This window comes from Nitrospirota bacterium (assembly GCA_035516965.1).
In the GTDB taxonomy this organism is placed as follows: domain Bacteria; phylum Nitrospirota; class UBA9217; order UBA9217; family UBA9217; genus MHEA01.
Genome location: DATIZR010000087.1, coordinates 1 through 14,814 on the forward strand (window position 1 = coordinate 1; position 14,814 = coordinate 14,814).

Genomic DNA, 14,814 nt, shown 5'->3' on the forward strand with positions numbered 1-14,814 from the left:
GAGATGGTGATGCCGGGCGACAACATGACCTGCAGCGTGGAGCTGATCACGCCGATCGCGATGGACCAGGGCCTTCGGTTCGCGATCCGCGAGGGCGGCCGGACCGTCGGCGCAGGCGTTATCACCCAGGTGATCGAGTAAAGAGGGAAGGGAACGCACGTGACACAGAAAATCAGGATACGCTTAAAAGGTTATGACCACAGACTGCTCGACCAGTCCGCGGTGGAAATTATGGATACGGCGAAAAGAACCGGTGCCAGGGTATCGGGGCCGATTCCCCTGCCTACGAGGATCAACCGGTGGACCGTGCTCCGCTCCCCCCATGTGGACAAAAAATCCCGGGAGCAGTTCGAGATCAGGACGCACAAGCGGCTGATGGATATTCTGGACCCCACGCCGCAGACCGTTGACGCTCTGATGAAGCTCGATCTTGCGGCCGGTGTCGACGTGGAGATCAAGCTGTAGTTTTGAAACCAGCCACGCCTCCGGCGCGGGTAAGGGGATGTGAAATGAGTAAGGGAATTATCGGAAAGAAAATCGGCATGAGCCAGCAGTTCAGCGGTGGTGAGCTCATCCCGGTCACGGTGATCCAGGCCGGCCCGTGTACGGTAGTCCAGAAAAAGACTGCCGAGCACGATGGCTATGAGGCGGTTCAGCTCGCTTTCCAGGAGGAAAAGAAAAAGGGCCGCGTGACGAAGGCGATCGAGGGGCACTTCAAGAAAGCGAATGTTCAGCCACACCGCTTCCTCCGCGAGTTCCGGACCGGTGAGTTCGAACAGGGGCAGGTGATCACTGTCGATATCTTTAAAAAAGGCGAACGCGTCGCGGTCAGCGGAGTCAGCAAGGGCAAGGGGTTCGCGGGCGTCATGAAGCGACATAAGTTTGCCGGTGGTCCGGGCGGGCATGGTTCCATGTTCAACCGGCGCCCGGGTTCCATCGGTGCCAGTGCGTACCCCTCCCGTGTGTGGCCGGGTAAAAAGCTGCCCGGACATATGGGCGCGGACAACGTGACGATCAAGAATATCGAGGTCGTCGACGTGAGGCCTGACCAGAATCTCTTGTTCGTCCGCGGGGCCGTGCCCGGCGGTGAGAACGGGATGATCGTGATTTATAAAGCAGACTAACAGAAATAGAGGAATACTTCGATGCCGTCAGTGGTAATGGTGGACCAGAACAATAAAAAAGTGAAGGATGTGGAACTTTCCGGGCTGTTCACAACGGAGGTTCGTCCTCACCTCATGCACGCTGCCGTCGTGAATCAGCTTGCGAACAGACGGGCGGGCACAGCATCAACGAAGAATAAAGCACTGGTAAGCGGCGGCGGAAAGAAGCCCTTTAAGCAGAAGGGTACCGGCAGGGCCCGCGCGGGAAGCAACCGCTCTCCCCTGTGGAGGCATGGCGGCACCGTGTTCGGTCCGATGCCGAGGAATTATTCCTACGCCATGCCCAAGAAGGCAAAGCGGGCGGCTCTCGTGGACGCCCTCAGTGCAAAAGTTTTGGAAAACAGACTGGTCCTCCTTGAAAGCCTGAACGTTGCAGAACCCAAGACCAAGCTTTTATCGACGATGCTCGAGACGCTCGGCGTGCAGGAGAATGCGGTATTCCTGATCAAGGATGAAAACAAGAATCTCTCTCTGGCGGCACGCAACATCCCCTCGGTCAAGGTGCTGCGCCTTGAAAACATCAACGTGTACGACCTTCTCAAGTACCGATACCTCATCACCACGCAGGACGCGCTGAACACAATCGAGGAGGTGTTCGGGAAATGACGATCGACCAGTACGATGTGATCCGCGTACCGCGGATAACTGAAAAGGGCGCACGGCTCAAGGAAAAAAACAACGTCCTCACCTTTGAGGTCAGGACCGATGCGAACAAGGTTCAAGTCCGGAAGGCGATTGAAGGAATCTTCAAGGTGAAGGTTGCCGATGTGACCACGGTGAAGAGCGCGGGGAAAAAGAAGCGCATGGGCCAGCGGGTTGGCCGCAGGTCCGACTGGAAGAAGGCGTATGTCACGCTCAAGCCGGGTGAAAAGATTGATATATTCGAGGGTGCTTAAATGCCGGTAAAGACTTATAATCCCACGTCAGCGGGAAGACGTTTCCAGACCACGTCGACATTCGAAGAAGTGACGCGGAGCAAACCAGAGAAATCGCTCGTGGTCAAGGTCAGCCAGAGCGGCGGCAGGAACAATCGCGGCAAAATCACCGTCCGATACCGGGGCGGCTGGCACAAGAAGAAATACCGGATTGTCGACTTCAGGCGCGACAAGACGGGGGTTCCTGCGACCGTTGCTCACGTCGAGTATGATCCGAACCGTTCAGCGAGGATTGCGCTCCTTCATTATGCGGACGGGGAAAAACGCTATATCATCGCTCCCCTCGGATTGAAGGTGGGCGATGTGGTGGTATCTGGTCCGGAAGCAGACATCAAGCCCGGCAACGCGCTTCCCATGAGTTCCATCCCGGTTGGTACGGTCCTGCACAATGTTGAGCTGAAGAAGGGCGCCGGCGGACAGTTAGCGCGGAGCGCGGGCTCATCGGTTCAGCTTCTTGCACGCGAGGGCGAATACGCGACGCTCCGGCTCAATTCCGGAGAGGTCCGCATGGTCCGCTCTGAATGCATGGCGACCATTGGCCAGGTGGGCAACCTGGACCATGAGAACGTCACCATCGGCAAGGCCGGCAGGGCCCGCTGGATGGGAATGCGGCCGAGAGTCCGCGGAGTAGCCATGAACCCGGTTGATCATCCCCTTGGAGGCGGCGAAGGCAAGTCATCGGGTGGAAGACCCGGATGCTCTCCCTGGGGCCTCCCCGACGGGAAAAAAACGAGGCACAACAAGGTCACCAACAAATATATCATATCCAGAAGGACCAAGAGCAGGTAACGATATCCTGCAGGTAGAGAACATTGGAAATTGAAAAATTCAAAGGGTCAATTGAATTTCATAATCGTTAAATTTCCAATATAAAATTGTAATACGAAGCAGCGGAGGTTACGGTGCCGAGATCGGTCAAGAAGGGCCCTTTTATCGATGAAAGCCTCATGAAGAAAGTTGAGGCCATGAACAACGCCGGAGAAAAGAAGATCACGAAGACCTGGTCACGCCGGTCGACGATCACACCCGAGTTCGTGGGTCATACTCTTGCAGTGCATAACGGCAGGAAATTCATCCCGGTGTATATTTCCGAGAACATGGTCGGCCATAAGTTGGGAGAGTTCTCTCCGACCCGGACATTCAAGGCGCACGGCGGTTCCAAGGCAGCGGAAAAGGCGAGCGCGCCAAAGTAAACTTTGGCGCAGTGCCAGGTAGAGTGAGGATATTACATGGAAGCAACGGCCACAGTAAGACACATACGCATAACGCCTCGCAAAGCGCGGCAGGTCATAGATCTCATCCGGGGTAAGCGCGTGGGTGATGCCATCAGCATTCTGAACTTCACGCCGCTCCATGCTGCGCGGATCGTCAAAAAGCTCCTTGACTCGGCGGTCGCCAACGCAGAACAGAAGAAGGTCGGAGACCTCGATTCCCTGAAGGTCTCCCAGGCATACGTGAACCAGGGCGTGACGATGAAGCGCATGCGCGCCCGCGCCATGGGCCGCGGCAATGTGATCAGGAAGCGTACCAGCCATATCACGCTGGTTCTTTCAGCGTAGTATCAAAACGGAGGCAGAATGGGACAGAAGGTACACCCTATCGGGCTGAGGCTCGGCATCATAAAGACATGGGACTCTCGCTGGTTCTCTGAGAAGAACTACGCGGCGCTCCTGCACGAGGACATCAAGATCCGCAAGATCGTGAAAGAGCGACTGATGCATGCCGGTGTTTCCAAGGTCGAGATCGAGCGGGCCGGACAGAAGGCCAAGATCAATATTCATACTGCCCGCCCGGGGATCATCATCGGCAAAAAGGGAGCCGAGGTAGACAAGCTGAAGAAAGACCTCGAGGCCATGACCGGGAAACAGATGTATATCAACATTCAGGAGATCCGGAGACCGGAGCTCGATGCCCAGCTCGTGGCTGAGAATATCGCGCTGCAGCTGGAACGCCGTATCGCCTTCCGGCGGGCCATGAAAAAGGCCGTCACGTCGGCCCTGCGGCTCGGCGCCCTCGGCATCAAGATTACCTGCGCCGGACGGCTTGCGGGGGCTGAGATTGCCCGGACCGAATGGTACCGCGAGGGCCGTGTTCCGCTCCATACGCTGCGCGCCGACATCCAATACGGCTTTTTTGAAGCGAAGACCACCATGGGACAGATTGGCGTGAAGGTCCTGATCTACCGGGGCGATATCCTTCAGCCCGCTGCTGCGACGGCGTAATCTGTCGGCGGCGAATCATGACGAAGCATAAAGGATTGTAATCATGCTGGCACCGAAACGAGTAAAACACAGGAAGATGCACAAGGGCAGGATGACGGGAACCGCGTACCGGGGGGCCGAGGTCAGTTATGGCGAGTACGGCCTCAAGGTAACGGAGCCGGGCTGGATCACGAGCCGGCAGATAGAAGCCGCACGTATCGCGATGACCCGGTATGTGAAGCGCGGGGGGAAGATCTGGATACGGATCTTCCCGGACAAGCCGATAACGAAGAAACCGGCTGAAACGCGCATGGGAAAGGGCAAGGGAGCACCTGAGTACTGGGTGGCAGTGGTAAAGCCGGGACGGGTCCTGTATGAGATGGGCGGCGTGGACGAGTCAGTGGCCAAAGAGGCGTTTCGGCTGGCGGCCTACAAACTTCCCATCGCCACCAAGTTCGTCTCCCGGGAGGCTGAACTATGAAGACGAGTGTGAAAGATCTGCGGGATTTGTCCAGCGACGAGCTTCTGACCAAGGCGGCTGACCTGAAGAAGGAGCTGTTCAATCTGAGAGTTCAGCAGGTAATGGGACAGATAGAGAACCCGATGCGTCTGAGAACGTTGCGCAAGGATATCGCGAAAACAAAAACGGTCCTAAAGGAAAAGTATGGGCGAGTCTAACGAGGTTAAAAAGAGAAAGACGTATATCGGCCAGGTCATCAGCGACAAAATGGACAAGACGGTGGTTCTTGCGGTAACGCGGCGCATTGCGCATGCGAAATACAGCAAGACCATCAAACGGACCACGAAATTCAAGGTCCATGACGAGAAGAACGAGTGCAAGGTTGGCGATGTCGTGAGATTCATCGAGACGCGGCCCCTGTCCAAGGAAAAGCGCTGGAAGGTACTCGAAATCGTCGAGAAGGCAACTCAGTAATCGCGGCAGGGCATACTATTTTCTTGAGGGTGCGATATGATTCAGCAGCAAACGGTACTGGATGTCGCCGATAATTCCGGCGCTAAAAAAGTAATGTGCATCAAGGTCCTCGGCGGGACCCGCAAGCGGTACGCCACGCTCGGCGACGTGATCGTCGTGGCGATCAAGATGGCGATACCGGAAGGGCAGGTAAAAAAGGGTACCGTGGCGAAGGCGGTCGTCGTCCGCACAACCAAGGAAGTCCGCCGCCAGGACGGATCGTATATCAAGTTCGACAGGAACGCTGCGGTGCTGATCAACAATGCGAACGAGCCGATCGGCACTCGTATCTTCGGGCCTGTCGCGAGAGAGCTGCGCAAGAAAAATTTCATGAAGATCATTTCGCTGGCACCGGAAGTATTGTAGCCGGACCAGACGCCACGATCATTTTAGCTCAGGATTGGGAAAATGCAGATACGAAAAAATGACAACGTAGTGGTTACCGCCGGCAAGGAGAAGGGCAAGAAGGGCAGGGTTATTGCGGTCTACCCCCGCACGAACAGGCTGCTGATTGAAAAGCTGAACATGATCAAGCGGCACACGCGGCCTAATCAGCAGCTCCGGCAGGGCGGGATTGTCGAAAGGGAAAGCCCCATTGCCGCAGCCAATGTGAGGCTCATTTGTTCGAAGTGCGACAAACCCACGACGATTTCCCGCCAGGCCCAGGGTGATGGCCCGCGGGTCCGTGTCTGCAGGGAATGTAACGCGACCCTCGATTAGGTCGGCATCGGTTAAAGGATGACGGCGAGACCGAATAGGATAATGAATTATGGCGGATAAAAAAGACAAGACAACGAGCAGCGAACCGAAAAAGCCGGCGGCCAAGGCGGCACCGAAGGCCGGAACCAAACCCAAGGCATCGGCGAAGGAAGGGAAGAAGGAATCCAAGCCGGCCGAAGGGAAGGAACCTGCCCCGAAAGCCGCACCCGAGAAGGTGCCGACGCCCCGGCTGAAGCAGCGGTATCACGACGTCGTGATACCGGCACTGATGAAGGAGTTCAGCTATACGAACCCCATGCAGGCGCCCAAGCTGGTCAAGGTCGTGCTGAACGTCGGGATGGGCGAGGCGATCAGCAATGCCAAGGCCCTTGAGTTTGCTGCCGATGAGCTTGGCAGGATAACGGGGCAAAAACCCGTGATCACGCGGGCCAAGAAATCGATTGCAACGTTCAAGCTGAGAGAAGGCATGCCGATCGGATGTACGGTCACGCTGAGACGGGAACGGATGTATGAGTTCCTCGACCGGTTCATAAGCGCGGCCCTCCCCCGCATTCGCGACTTCAAGGGCGTGCCGTCCAAGTCGTTCGACGGTAGAGGCAACTATACGATGGGGATAAGGGAACAGGTGATATTCCCGGAGATCGAAATCGACAAAGTGGACTCGATTCACGGTATGGATATCGTGATCGTCACGACGGCAAAGACCGATGAAGAGGGCAGGGCACTGCTCGGTCATCTCGGCATGCCCTACAGAAAGTAGTTCAGGCAGCAAACTGATGTACTGGAGGAAGAAGCATGGCAAAGAAGTCGTTGATAGCGAAAGCAGCCAGGAAGCCGAAGTTTAAAGTGCGCGCATACCACCGGTGTCCTTTATGTGGGCGCTCCCGCGGCTATCTCAGGAAATTCGACATGTGCAGGATCTGCTTCAGAAACAGGGCGCTCAAGGGGGAGGTCCCCGGCGTTGTGAAGGCAAGCTGGTAAGCAAAGGGGTTTGAATCGATGATGACCGATCCGATAGCGGACATGCTCACGCGCATCCGCAACGCCAGTAGGGCGAAACATGAGAAGGTAGATATCCCGTCTTCGAAACTCAAGATAGAGATCGCGAAGATTCTGAAGGATGAGGGATATGTCAAGAATGTGAAGCTGGTGAAAGACCGCAGGCAGGGAATCATCCGCGTCTACCTCAAATATACGGATGAAGAGATGCCCGTCATCCAGGGCTTGAGGCGGGTCAGCAAGCCCGGCTGCCGAGTGTATACCGCCAACAAGGCCATTCCGAGGGTCCGGGCAGGGCTGGGCACCGCCATTCTCTCAACGCCGAAGGGGATCCAGACCGGAAAGCAGGCGAAGAAGGACAACGTGGGCGGAGAAGTGCTCTGCCACGTCTGGTGAACAATTCTCACGTGTTGAACTTTTGCGTTAAGGATGAGGAGCTGTTATGTCCAGGGTTGGGAAAAAACCGATAGAGATGCCGGCCGGGGTCGATGCGAAGCTCGAAACCGGAAAAGTAACGGTGAAGGGGCCGCTGGGTGAGATCAGTCAGCAGGTGAACCCGAAGATCACGGTCAAGAAGGAAAACAATCACCTTGTGGTTCAGCGGCCGTCGGACCAGAAGATCTACCGTGAACTGCACGGATTGACCAGAAACCTCATTGCGAATATGGTGGCCGGTGTCAGCAAAGGCTATGAAAAGACCCTCGAGATAAGCGGTGTGGGGTTCAAGGCTCAGGCGCAGGGCAGCAATCTTATGCTCAACCTCGGCTTTTCTCATCCGATCGTGTATCCGATTCCCAAGGGTATCAAGGCTACCGTCGATGCGAAGCAGACGACCATAACGCTGAAAGGCGTTGACAAGCAGCTCATCGGACAGATAGCGGCGAACCTGAGGAGCCTCAAGAAGCCGGAACCCTATAAGGGGAAGGGCATCAAGTACGGAGGCGAGGTCATTCACCGCAAGGAAGGCAAAGCAGGCAAGGGCGGCAAATAATTTGAATACGGTATGATCACATCGGACAGCAAGCTGTCCGCAGTGAATACTGAATGTTCGAGGATGGAGAGAGACCGTGGCAATCAGGAAAGTGGAAGCCAGAAAACGCAGGCATGAAAGAATACGCAAGAACGTGTTTGGCACGGCGGCGAAGCCCCGGTTGACCGTCTTTAAAAGTCTGAGCCATATCTATGCGCAGCTGATAGACGATTCCAACGGAAGAACACTTATCTCGGCATCGTCAACGGAAAAGACCGTCGCTGCAGGTATGAAGCATTGCGGCAACGTAGATGCAGCCAAAAAAGTCGGCGCGAACATAGCCGAGCGGGCATTGGGCAAGAACATCAAGGATGTTGTGTTCGACCGCAGTGGCTACCAGTATCACGGTTGTATCAAGGCGCTGGCGGATGCGGCGCGTGAAAAAGGTCTGAATTTTTAGCAACGGTAATTATTGCGGAGGCGGCAGTGGCAGAGCGATACCAGAAACGGGAAGAAGAAGGCGACGGCCTGAAGGATAAACTGGTCTACTTGAACAGGGTCGCCAAGGTCGTGAAGGGCGGCAAGCGGTTCAATTTCAGCGCTCTGGTTGTTGTCGGGGACGGCCACGGCAAGATAGGCGTCGGCAAGGGCAAGGCCGCAGAGGCTCCCGTTGCCATCAAGAAGGCGGTGGAGCGGGCCAAGAAGAACATGGTCCCGGTGTCGCTGAAGGGCGACACGATTCCCCACGAGGTGCTCGGACATTACGGCGCGGGAAAGGTGTTGCTGAAGCCGGCCTCGGAAGGTACGGGTTTGATCGCAGGCGGTGCGAGCCGGTCCGTGCTTGAAGTTGCCGGTGTACGGAATGTGCTGTGCAAATCGCTGGGATCCAGCAACCCGCACAATGTCGTGAGCGCTACGATCGATGGTCTTACAAAATTGAGAAGCGCCGAGCAGGTGGCCGCGCTTCGGGGCAAGTCCGTAGAGGAGCTCGGATAGGCATGGCAAAGACTGACGGGAAAAAACTCAAGATCACCCTGGTCAAGAGCGGCATCGCGCGGCCGGGAAAACACAAGGTCGTTCTGATCGGACTGGGCCTTCGCAAACTGAATCATTCGGTCGTACGGGTTGATACGCCGGAGATACGGGGAATGATCAACAAGGTTTCGCACCTGCTGAAGGTTGAGGAATCGCAGTAGCCGCTGCATCATACATCATTAAGGACGAGAGTCGATTATGAGACTGGAAGAACTAAAGCCTAAAGAAGGTTCTACAAAAAAGGCAAAACGAGTGGGTCGCGGTCCCGGTTCGGGTTCCGGGAAGACGGCGGGAAAAGGGCACAAGGGCCAGAAAGCCCGTTCAGGCGGCGTGAAGGGTGCCGGCTTTGAAGGCGGACAGATGCCGCTGCAGCGCCGGATTCCGAAGAGAGGCTTCACGAACATATTCCGGAAAGAGTACGCCATCGTGAACATCAGCGACTTGGCTGCCATAAGCACGAGCGATACGGTCACTCCCGAACTGCTGAAGCAGAACGGAATGATCAACAGCATCAAGGATGGGCTCAAGGTGCTGGGCACGGGAGAACTGAAGACCAAGCTTACCGTTCGGGCGCACAAGTTCAGCAAGAGCGCTGTGGACAAGATCCAGGCCGCCGGCGGAAAGGCCGAGGTGATTTAAGGGTGTTTTCCGGCATTCAGAATATATTCAACATCCCTGAGCTTCGGAAGCGCATCATGTTTTCGCTTCTCATGCTGGCCGTGTATCGCATCGGGGCGCATATTCCGACGCCGGGCATCAAGGGCGAGGCGCTCAGCCAGTTCCTCCACCAGGCAGCGGGAGGCCTGATGGGGTTCTTCGACATGTTCTCCGGCGGGGCACTCTCGCGGGTCACGATCTTCGCGCTGGGGATCATGCCCTATATCACGGCTTCTATCGTGCTCCAGCTCCTGACGGTCGTCATCCCGAGGCTGCAGGCGCTGGCCAAGGAAGGTGAGGCCGGCCGCAAGAAGATCACCGAGTACACCCGGTACGGTACCGTGCTGATCTCCGGGTTCCAGTCCTTCTGGATGGCGGTCGGCATCGAGAAAATGGGCGACGGAGCGTTCGTTGATTCTCCGGGATGGTCTTTCCGGATCCTGACGATGATCACGTTGACCGCGGGCACCACCTTTATCATGTGGCTGGGAGAGCAGATCACGGAGCGTGGCATCGGCAACGGGATCTCCCTCGTGATTTTTGCCGGCATCGTCGCCGGCTTTCCCCGCGCCGTCAGCAATACCATCGGCCTTGTGCGGTCGGGTGAAATCGCTTATTTCATGGTATTCATCATCATTGCCCTGATCGTTGCCGTTATCGCCGCCATCATTGTCATGGAGCGCGGGCAGAGAAAAATAGCCGTGCAGTATGCCCAGCGGATGGTGGGCAGGAGGATATACAAGGGCCAGAGCACGCACCTGCCGCTCAAGATCAACTCCGCCGGTGTTATCCCCCCGATCTTTGCGTCCTCGATCCTGTTATTCCCCGCCACGATCGCGGGGTTTGCCCAGGTTCCCTGGATTCAGGCGATTGCGCAGCAATTGGCCCCGGGAAAGCTGCTGTATACAACGGTCTATGTTATGATGATCATATTTTTTGCGTATTTCTACACGGCGATTGTATTCAATCCCGTCGATATAGCGGATAACCTTAAAAAATACGGCGGATTCATTCCCGGTATCCGGCCCGGCAAAAAAACATCGGATTATTTGTACCGCGTGCTGACCCGCATCACGCTCGGCGGTGCACTGTACCTCGCAGCGGTGTGCGTGCTGCCTGATATCTTCTACAAAATTTTCAATGTGCCGTTTTATTTCGGTGGGACTTCCCTCCTGATCGTGATCGGCGTCGCACTCGACACCGTATCACAGATAGAGTCCCATCTGATCCAGCGGCATTACGGAGGGTTCCTGAAGGGCGTTTCCGTCAAGGGAAGACGCTGATCGTCCGGTGTCCGATGATCATTCTTAAGTCCCGTCAGGAGATCGAAAAGATCCGCAGGGCCTGTGTCATCGTCGCAGATGTTCTTGAAGGAATAGTCCCCCTGATCAGGCCCGGGGTCACCACGCAGAGTCTTGATGAGTTCGCCGAGAAACTGATCCTGTCCTCAGGAGCGGTTCCGGCGTTCAAGGGCTACCGGGGATATCCCAAAACGCTGTGCACGTCCGTGAACAGTCAAGTGGTTCACGGGATCCCCTCAACGGATGTTGCTCTTGTTGAGGGCGATATCATCAGTGTCGACGTCGGGGCAATCGTCGAAGGTTTCTACGGAGATGCGGCCAAGACGTTCCCGGTCGGCAGGGTTGCACCGGAAGCCGAACGGCTGATCAGCGTAACCGAGGAAGCCCTCTTCAAGGGAATAGCGCAGACGCGGGCAGGCAACAGGCTGTTCGATATCTCCGCAGCCGTGCAACAGCATGTGGAGTCGAATGGATTTTCCGTGGTCCGGGATTTTGTAGGGCATGGTATCGGGAGCAACATGCACGAAGATCCGCAGATACCTAACTTCGGCGAGCGCGGCCAGGGACCGAGGATCAAGCCCGGCATGGTGTTTGCGATTGAGCCCATGGTCAACAAGGGCGGAAGCGCAACCTACGTGCTGCAGGATGGCTGGACCGCCGTGACGGCGGACGGCAGCCTTTCGGCGCATTTTGAGCATACGGTGGCAGTAACGTCCGAAGGGCCGTGGGTATTGAGCCGGCGGTGAAACGGGCCGTGGACACGGCCGGGTGATCACGAACGAGAGGATATGGCGAAAGAAGATTCCATAGAAGTACAGGGTACCGTTCTGGAGACCCTTCCCAACGCCATGTTTCGCGTCGAGATCGAGAACGGTCATAAGATTCTTGCACATATATCCGGGAAAATGAGAATGCATTTCATCAAGATTCTTCCGGGAGACAAGGTGACGGTGGAACTGACGCCGTATGACCTTACCCGGGGCAGGATCACCTACCGGTTCAAGTAGCGCCGGCAGCCAAAATTACAGGACAGGATGGAAGTCGAGTCATGAAAGTTCGTTCATCGGTACGTAAAATTTGCCCAAAGTGCACTATTATCCGGCGCAAGGGAATTGTGCGCGTGATCTGTGAGAACGCGCGTCACAAGCAGCGCCAGGGTTAATCGCAATCAAATTCTAAATCCGGATAGTAAAATTCGAGATCGAGGAGGTTTCGGATTCTGTATCCCGGATTTGTCGTTCAGGAGGAAATGTGGCACGGATTGCCGGCGTAGATTTGCCAAAAGAAAAGAAGATCGAGATCGCGCTCACCTATATTTTCGGGATCGGTCCGTCGTCTGCCAAGAAGATCCTGGCTGAAGCGGGTATTAATCCAGGCGTCAAGAGCAGCGATCTCACGGAGTCCGACATCGTTAAGATCCGAGGCATTCTGGATCGCGACTATACGATAGAGGGGGACCTCCGCAGAGATATTACGATGCACATCAAGCGGCTCATGGACGTTGGGAGCTACCGGGGGCTCAGGCATCGGAAGGGGCTGCCGGCCCGTGGACAGCGGACAAAAACCAACGCCCGGACGAGAAAAGGACCGAAGAAATCCGCAATGGCGGGACGTGGCAAGAAAAAGTCCTTGGCAAAGAAGTAACAGTTCCGGGATGGGTGTTCCCGGCGGCATTCAGTCATTGATGAGGAGGAAAAATGGCCAAGAAGGGCAAAGAAAAGAAGAACGTGGCCAATGGCGTAGCGCATATTCATGCGTCGTTCAACAATACGATCGTGACGATCACCGATACCGCGGGAAACGTGATTACGTGGTCGAGCGCAGGAAATAAAGGCTTCAAAGGTTCACGGAAGAGCACACCCTTTGCTTCACAGCTGGCAGCTGAGACAGCCGCAAAAAAAGCCATGGAAAATGGCATGAGGCAGGTTGAGGTGTTTGTCAAGGGGCCGGGAACCGGCAGAGAGTCTGCCATCCGGGCGATCCAGGCGGCGGGGCTTGAAATTGTGGCCATCAAGGACGTGACGCCGATTCCCCACAATGGGTGCAGGCCGCCAAAGAGAAGAAGGGTTTAGAAACGGGTTAGAACAGGAGGAAACAGGTGGCACGGTATATAGGATCAGTTTGCAAGCTCTGCAGAAGAGAGGGTACCAAGCTTTTTCTGAAGGCAGAGCGCTGCTATACAGATAAATGCGGGGTCACGAGGCGGGGGTATCCGCCCGGGCAGCATGGACAGGGACGGATCAAGCAGTCTGAGTACAGCCTGCAGCTCAGGGAGAAGCAGAAGATCCGCCGTATCTATGGTGTACTGGAGCGGCAATTCCGCGGGTATTTCGAGAAGGCCGAACGCATGAAGGGCGTGACGGGCGACAATCTGCTGCAGCTCCTGGAGCGGAGGCTTGACAATATCGTGCAGCGGATGGGTTTTGCCGGAGCGAAGAAGGAAGCAAGGCAGCTCGTCCGGCACGGGCACTTCCTGGTGAACGGCAAAAAGGTGAACATTCCTTCCTATTTGCTGAAGGCCGGTGATGTTGTAGAGCTGAAGGAAAAAAGCCGGGGCATCGCCCAGATCCAGCAGACCCTGGCAGCCGTCGAAAAGCGCGGCTTCCCGACCTGGCTTGAGATCGATAAGGCCCAGTTCAGGGGCAAGGTGCTGGCTTTGCCGGCGCGGGATGAGTCAACCATGCCGACGGTCAAAGAGCAGCTGGTGGTCGAACTCTACTCAAAGTAATCTGAGAACCAGAACCTTTCGGCGCTTGGCGGGATCTTGGTCCTGTCAAGTCTTCTTGCACATTCTATCAGTCTTTCACTCCGTTATGGAGGAATCATGCTTAAAAAAGCTAAAGATTTCCAGATGCCGAAAAAACTTCAGTACGATCCGAAGAAGATAACCGATACGTACGGCAAATTCACGGCTGAGCCTCTGGAACGCGGTTTCGGAACGACGCTGGGCAACTCATTACGCCGGGTACTGCTTTCCTCGCTGGAAGGATCGGCGGTAACCTCGCTCAGAATCTCCGGGGTGCAACATGAATTTTCAAGCATTCCGGGCGTCATTGAAGACACGACCGACATTATCCTCAACCTGAAGGAAATCCGGCTCAAGCTGCACACGGATAAGCCGAAGACGCTTTCCCTGAAGGCAAAGGGGCCCGGTCCCGTGATCGCCAAGGATATCGAGGCCGATGCCGAAGTGGAGATCCTGAACCCCGATCTGCATATCGCGACGATCGATAAGAACGGCAAGCTCGAGGTCGAGATGCGGGCACGGCGCGGACGGGGCTACGTGTCGTCCGACAAGAACAAGGAGCCGGGGCAACCGATCGGCGTGATCTCGATCGATGCGATTTTTTCGCCCATCCGGAAGGTGAACTTCAAGGTCGAGAACGCCCGCGTGGGGCAGGACACCGACTACGACAAACTGGTCCTCGAGGTGTGGACCGACGGCAGTATCCGGCCTGATGACGCCGTCGCCCATGCGTCCAAGCTGCTAAAGGACCACCTGTCGATCTTCATTCATCTTCCCGAGGAAGAGGAAGAGCTTCCCGCCGTTGAAGAGGAGATCAAGCGCGTACCCTCGTTCAACGAACACCTGCTCCGCAGCGTGAATGAGCTGGAGCTTTCGGTCCGCGCGGCAAACTGTCTCAAGAACGCGGGCATTGAAACTATCGCGGAAATGGTACAGAAGACCGAGAGCGAGATGCTCAAGACCAAGAACTTCGGCAGAAAATCGCTGAATGAGATAAAAGAGATACTCGCGGAGATGGGGCTATCTCTGGGAATGAAGGTTGACGATAAGATCGTTGCGGAAGCAAGACGGCTCCTGGCCGAAAAGCCGAGCGAGGTTTAATTCATTTACGGGC

At 55.9% G+C, this 14,814-nt stretch carries 30 protein-coding genes; all 30 read left to right on the forward strand.

Going from position 1 to position 14,814, the window contains the following annotated elements:
* Positions 1–141 (forward strand): elongation factor Tu (gene tuf / locus VL197_12870; GenBank protein ID HUJ18871.1); only part of this gene is annotated, 141 nt, incomplete at its 5' end.
* An 18-nt stretch (positions 142–159) separates the two neighbouring features.
* On the forward strand, positions 160–465 hold the full coding sequence (gene rpsJ, locus VL197_12875) for a 30S ribosomal protein S10 (protein HUJ18872.1): 306 nt from the start codon (positions 160–162) through the stop codon (positions 463–465).
* Between the two features lie 44 nt (positions 466–509).
* A complete protein-coding gene (gene rplC / locus VL197_12880) occupies positions 510–1,124 on the forward strand; it encodes a 50S ribosomal protein L3 (protein ID HUJ18873.1) in 615 nt (204 codons plus the stop codon).
* A 21-nt stretch (positions 1,125–1,145) separates the two neighbouring features.
* Entirely contained in the window at positions 1,146–1,769 is a 624-nt protein-coding gene (gene rplD, locus VL197_12885; protein HUJ18874.1) for a 50S ribosomal protein L4, read from the forward strand.
* A 2-nt stretch (positions 1,770–1,771) separates the two neighbouring features.
* A complete protein-coding gene (locus VL197_12890; GenBank protein HUJ18875.1) occupies positions 1,772–2,059 on the forward strand; it encodes a 50S ribosomal protein L23 in 288 nt (95 codons plus the stop codon).
* Positions 2,060–2,887 carry a 50S ribosomal protein L2 gene (gene rplB / locus VL197_12895; protein ID HUJ18876.1) on the forward strand — a complete coding sequence of 276 codons (828 nt, stop codon included), beginning with the start codon at positions 2,060–2,062 and terminating at the stop codon, positions 2,885–2,887.
* A gap of 113 nt (positions 2,888–3,000) precedes the next feature.
* Positions 3,001–3,291 (forward strand): 30S ribosomal protein S19, encoded by a 291-nt coding sequence (rpsS, locus tag VL197_12900; GenBank protein HUJ18877.1) that lies wholly within the window; start codon positions 3,001–3,003, stop codon positions 3,289–3,291.
* A 36-nt stretch (positions 3,292–3,327) separates the two neighbouring features.
* Entirely contained in the window at positions 3,328–3,657 is a 330-nt protein-coding gene (rplV, locus tag VL197_12905; GenBank protein HUJ18878.1) for a 50S ribosomal protein L22, read from the forward strand.
* An 18-nt stretch (positions 3,658–3,675) separates the two neighbouring features.
* A complete protein-coding gene (gene rpsC / locus VL197_12910; protein HUJ18879.1) occupies positions 3,676–4,320 on the forward strand; it encodes a 30S ribosomal protein S3 in 645 nt (214 codons plus the stop codon).
* Positions 4,321–4,363: 43 nt separating this feature from the next.
* Positions 4,364–4,780, forward strand: coding sequence for a 50S ribosomal protein L16 (rplP, locus tag VL197_12915; GenBank protein HUJ18880.1), 417 nt, complete (start codon positions 4,364–4,366; stop codon positions 4,778–4,780).
* Positions 4,777–4,977, forward strand: a complete 201-nt coding sequence (gene rpmC / locus VL197_12920; protein HUJ18881.1) for a 50S ribosomal protein L29 — start codon at positions 4,777–4,779, stop codon at positions 4,975–4,977. The genes rplP and rpmC overlap by 4 nt, the downstream gene beginning before the upstream one ends.
* Positions 4,964–5,233, forward strand: a complete 270-nt coding sequence (rpsQ, locus tag VL197_12925) for a 30S ribosomal protein S17 (GenBank protein ID HUJ18882.1) — start codon at positions 4,964–4,966, stop codon at positions 5,231–5,233. Before rpmC ends, rpsQ begins: the two co-directional genes overlap by 14 nt.
* 36 nt (positions 5,234–5,269) lie before the next feature.
* Entirely contained in the window at positions 5,270–5,638 is a 369-nt protein-coding gene (gene rplN / locus VL197_12930; protein HUJ18883.1) for a 50S ribosomal protein L14, read from the forward strand.
* Positions 5,639–5,680: 42 nt separating this feature from the next.
* The gene (gene rplX, locus VL197_12935) at positions 5,681–5,992 is read left to right on the forward strand and encodes a 50S ribosomal protein L24 (GenBank protein ID HUJ18884.1); all 312 of its coding nucleotides are present in this window, start codon (positions 5,681–5,683) and stop codon (positions 5,990–5,992) included.
* 214 nt (positions 5,993–6,206) lie between these two features.
* A complete protein-coding gene (gene rplE, locus VL197_12940; protein ID HUJ18885.1) occupies positions 6,207–6,752 on the forward strand; it encodes a 50S ribosomal protein L5 in 546 nt (181 codons plus the stop codon).
* A 35-nt stretch (positions 6,753–6,787) separates the two neighbouring features.
* The gene (locus VL197_12945; protein HUJ18886.1) at positions 6,788–6,973 is read left to right on the forward strand and encodes a type Z 30S ribosomal protein S14; all 186 of its coding nucleotides are present in this window, start codon (positions 6,788–6,790) and stop codon (positions 6,971–6,973) included.
* Between the two features lie 18 nt (positions 6,974–6,991).
* Entirely contained in the window at positions 6,992–7,387 is a 396-nt protein-coding gene (gene rpsH / locus VL197_12950) for a 30S ribosomal protein S8 (GenBank protein ID HUJ18887.1), read from the forward strand.
* 46 nt (positions 7,388–7,433) lie between these two features.
* Positions 7,434–7,982, forward strand: a complete 549-nt coding sequence (rplF, locus tag VL197_12955) for a 50S ribosomal protein L6 (protein HUJ18888.1) — start codon at positions 7,434–7,436, stop codon at positions 7,980–7,982.
* A 76-nt stretch (positions 7,983–8,058) separates the two neighbouring features.
* A complete protein-coding gene (rplR, locus tag VL197_12960) occupies positions 8,059–8,421 on the forward strand; it encodes a 50S ribosomal protein L18 (protein ID HUJ18889.1) in 363 nt (120 codons plus the stop codon).
* Between the two features lie 26 nt (positions 8,422–8,447).
* Positions 8,448–8,957: a 30S ribosomal protein S5 gene (gene rpsE / locus VL197_12965; protein HUJ18890.1), complete on the forward strand. Its 510-nt coding sequence runs from the start codon at positions 8,448–8,450 to the stop codon at positions 8,955–8,957.
* Positions 8,958–8,959: 2 nt separating this feature from the next.
* A complete protein-coding gene (rpmD, locus tag VL197_12970; protein ID HUJ18891.1) occupies positions 8,960–9,157 on the forward strand; it encodes a 50S ribosomal protein L30 in 198 nt (65 codons plus the stop codon).
* A 37-nt stretch (positions 9,158–9,194) separates the two neighbouring features.
* Positions 9,195–9,635, forward strand: a complete 441-nt coding sequence (gene rplO, locus VL197_12975; protein HUJ18892.1) for a 50S ribosomal protein L15 — start codon at positions 9,195–9,197, stop codon at positions 9,633–9,635.
* A 56-nt stretch (positions 9,636–9,691) separates the two neighbouring features.
* Positions 9,692–10,936 (forward strand): preprotein translocase subunit SecY, encoded by a 1,245-nt coding sequence (gene secY, locus VL197_12980; protein HUJ18893.1) that lies wholly within the window; start codon positions 9,692–9,694, stop codon positions 10,934–10,936.
* Between the two features lie 14 nt (positions 10,937–10,950).
* On the forward strand, positions 10,951–11,700 hold the full coding sequence (gene map, locus VL197_12985) for a type I methionyl aminopeptidase (GenBank protein ID HUJ18894.1): 750 nt from the start codon (positions 10,951–10,953) through the stop codon (positions 11,698–11,700).
* 42 nt (positions 11,701–11,742) lie between these two features.
* Entirely contained in the window at positions 11,743–11,961 is a 219-nt protein-coding gene (gene infA, locus VL197_12990) for a translation initiation factor IF-1 (protein ID HUJ18895.1), read from the forward strand.
* Positions 11,962–12,002: 41 nt separating this feature from the next.
* A complete protein-coding gene (rpmJ, locus tag VL197_12995) occupies positions 12,003–12,116 on the forward strand; it encodes a 50S ribosomal protein L36 (protein ID HUJ18896.1) in 114 nt (37 codons plus the stop codon).
* A gap of 89 nt (positions 12,117–12,205) precedes the next feature.
* On the forward strand, positions 12,206–12,598 hold the full coding sequence (gene rpsM, locus VL197_13000) for a 30S ribosomal protein S13 (GenBank protein ID HUJ18897.1): 393 nt from the start codon (positions 12,206–12,208) through the stop codon (positions 12,596–12,598).
* 53 nt (positions 12,599–12,651) lie between these two features.
* Positions 12,652–13,026 carry a 30S ribosomal protein S11 gene (rpsK, locus tag VL197_13005; protein ID HUJ18898.1) on the forward strand — a complete coding sequence of 125 codons (375 nt, stop codon included), beginning with the start codon at positions 12,652–12,654 and terminating at the stop codon, positions 13,024–13,026.
* A gap of 26 nt (positions 13,027–13,052) precedes the next feature.
* Positions 13,053–13,682, forward strand: coding sequence for a 30S ribosomal protein S4 (rpsD, locus tag VL197_13010; GenBank protein HUJ18899.1), 630 nt, complete (start codon positions 13,053–13,055; stop codon positions 13,680–13,682).
* A gap of 96 nt (positions 13,683–13,778) precedes the next feature.
* On the forward strand, positions 13,779–14,801 hold the full coding sequence (locus tag VL197_13015) for a DNA-directed RNA polymerase subunit alpha (protein HUJ18900.1): 1,023 nt from the start codon (positions 13,779–13,781) through the stop codon (positions 14,799–14,801).
* The last annotated feature ends 13 nt before the right edge of the window (positions 14,802–14,814 follow it).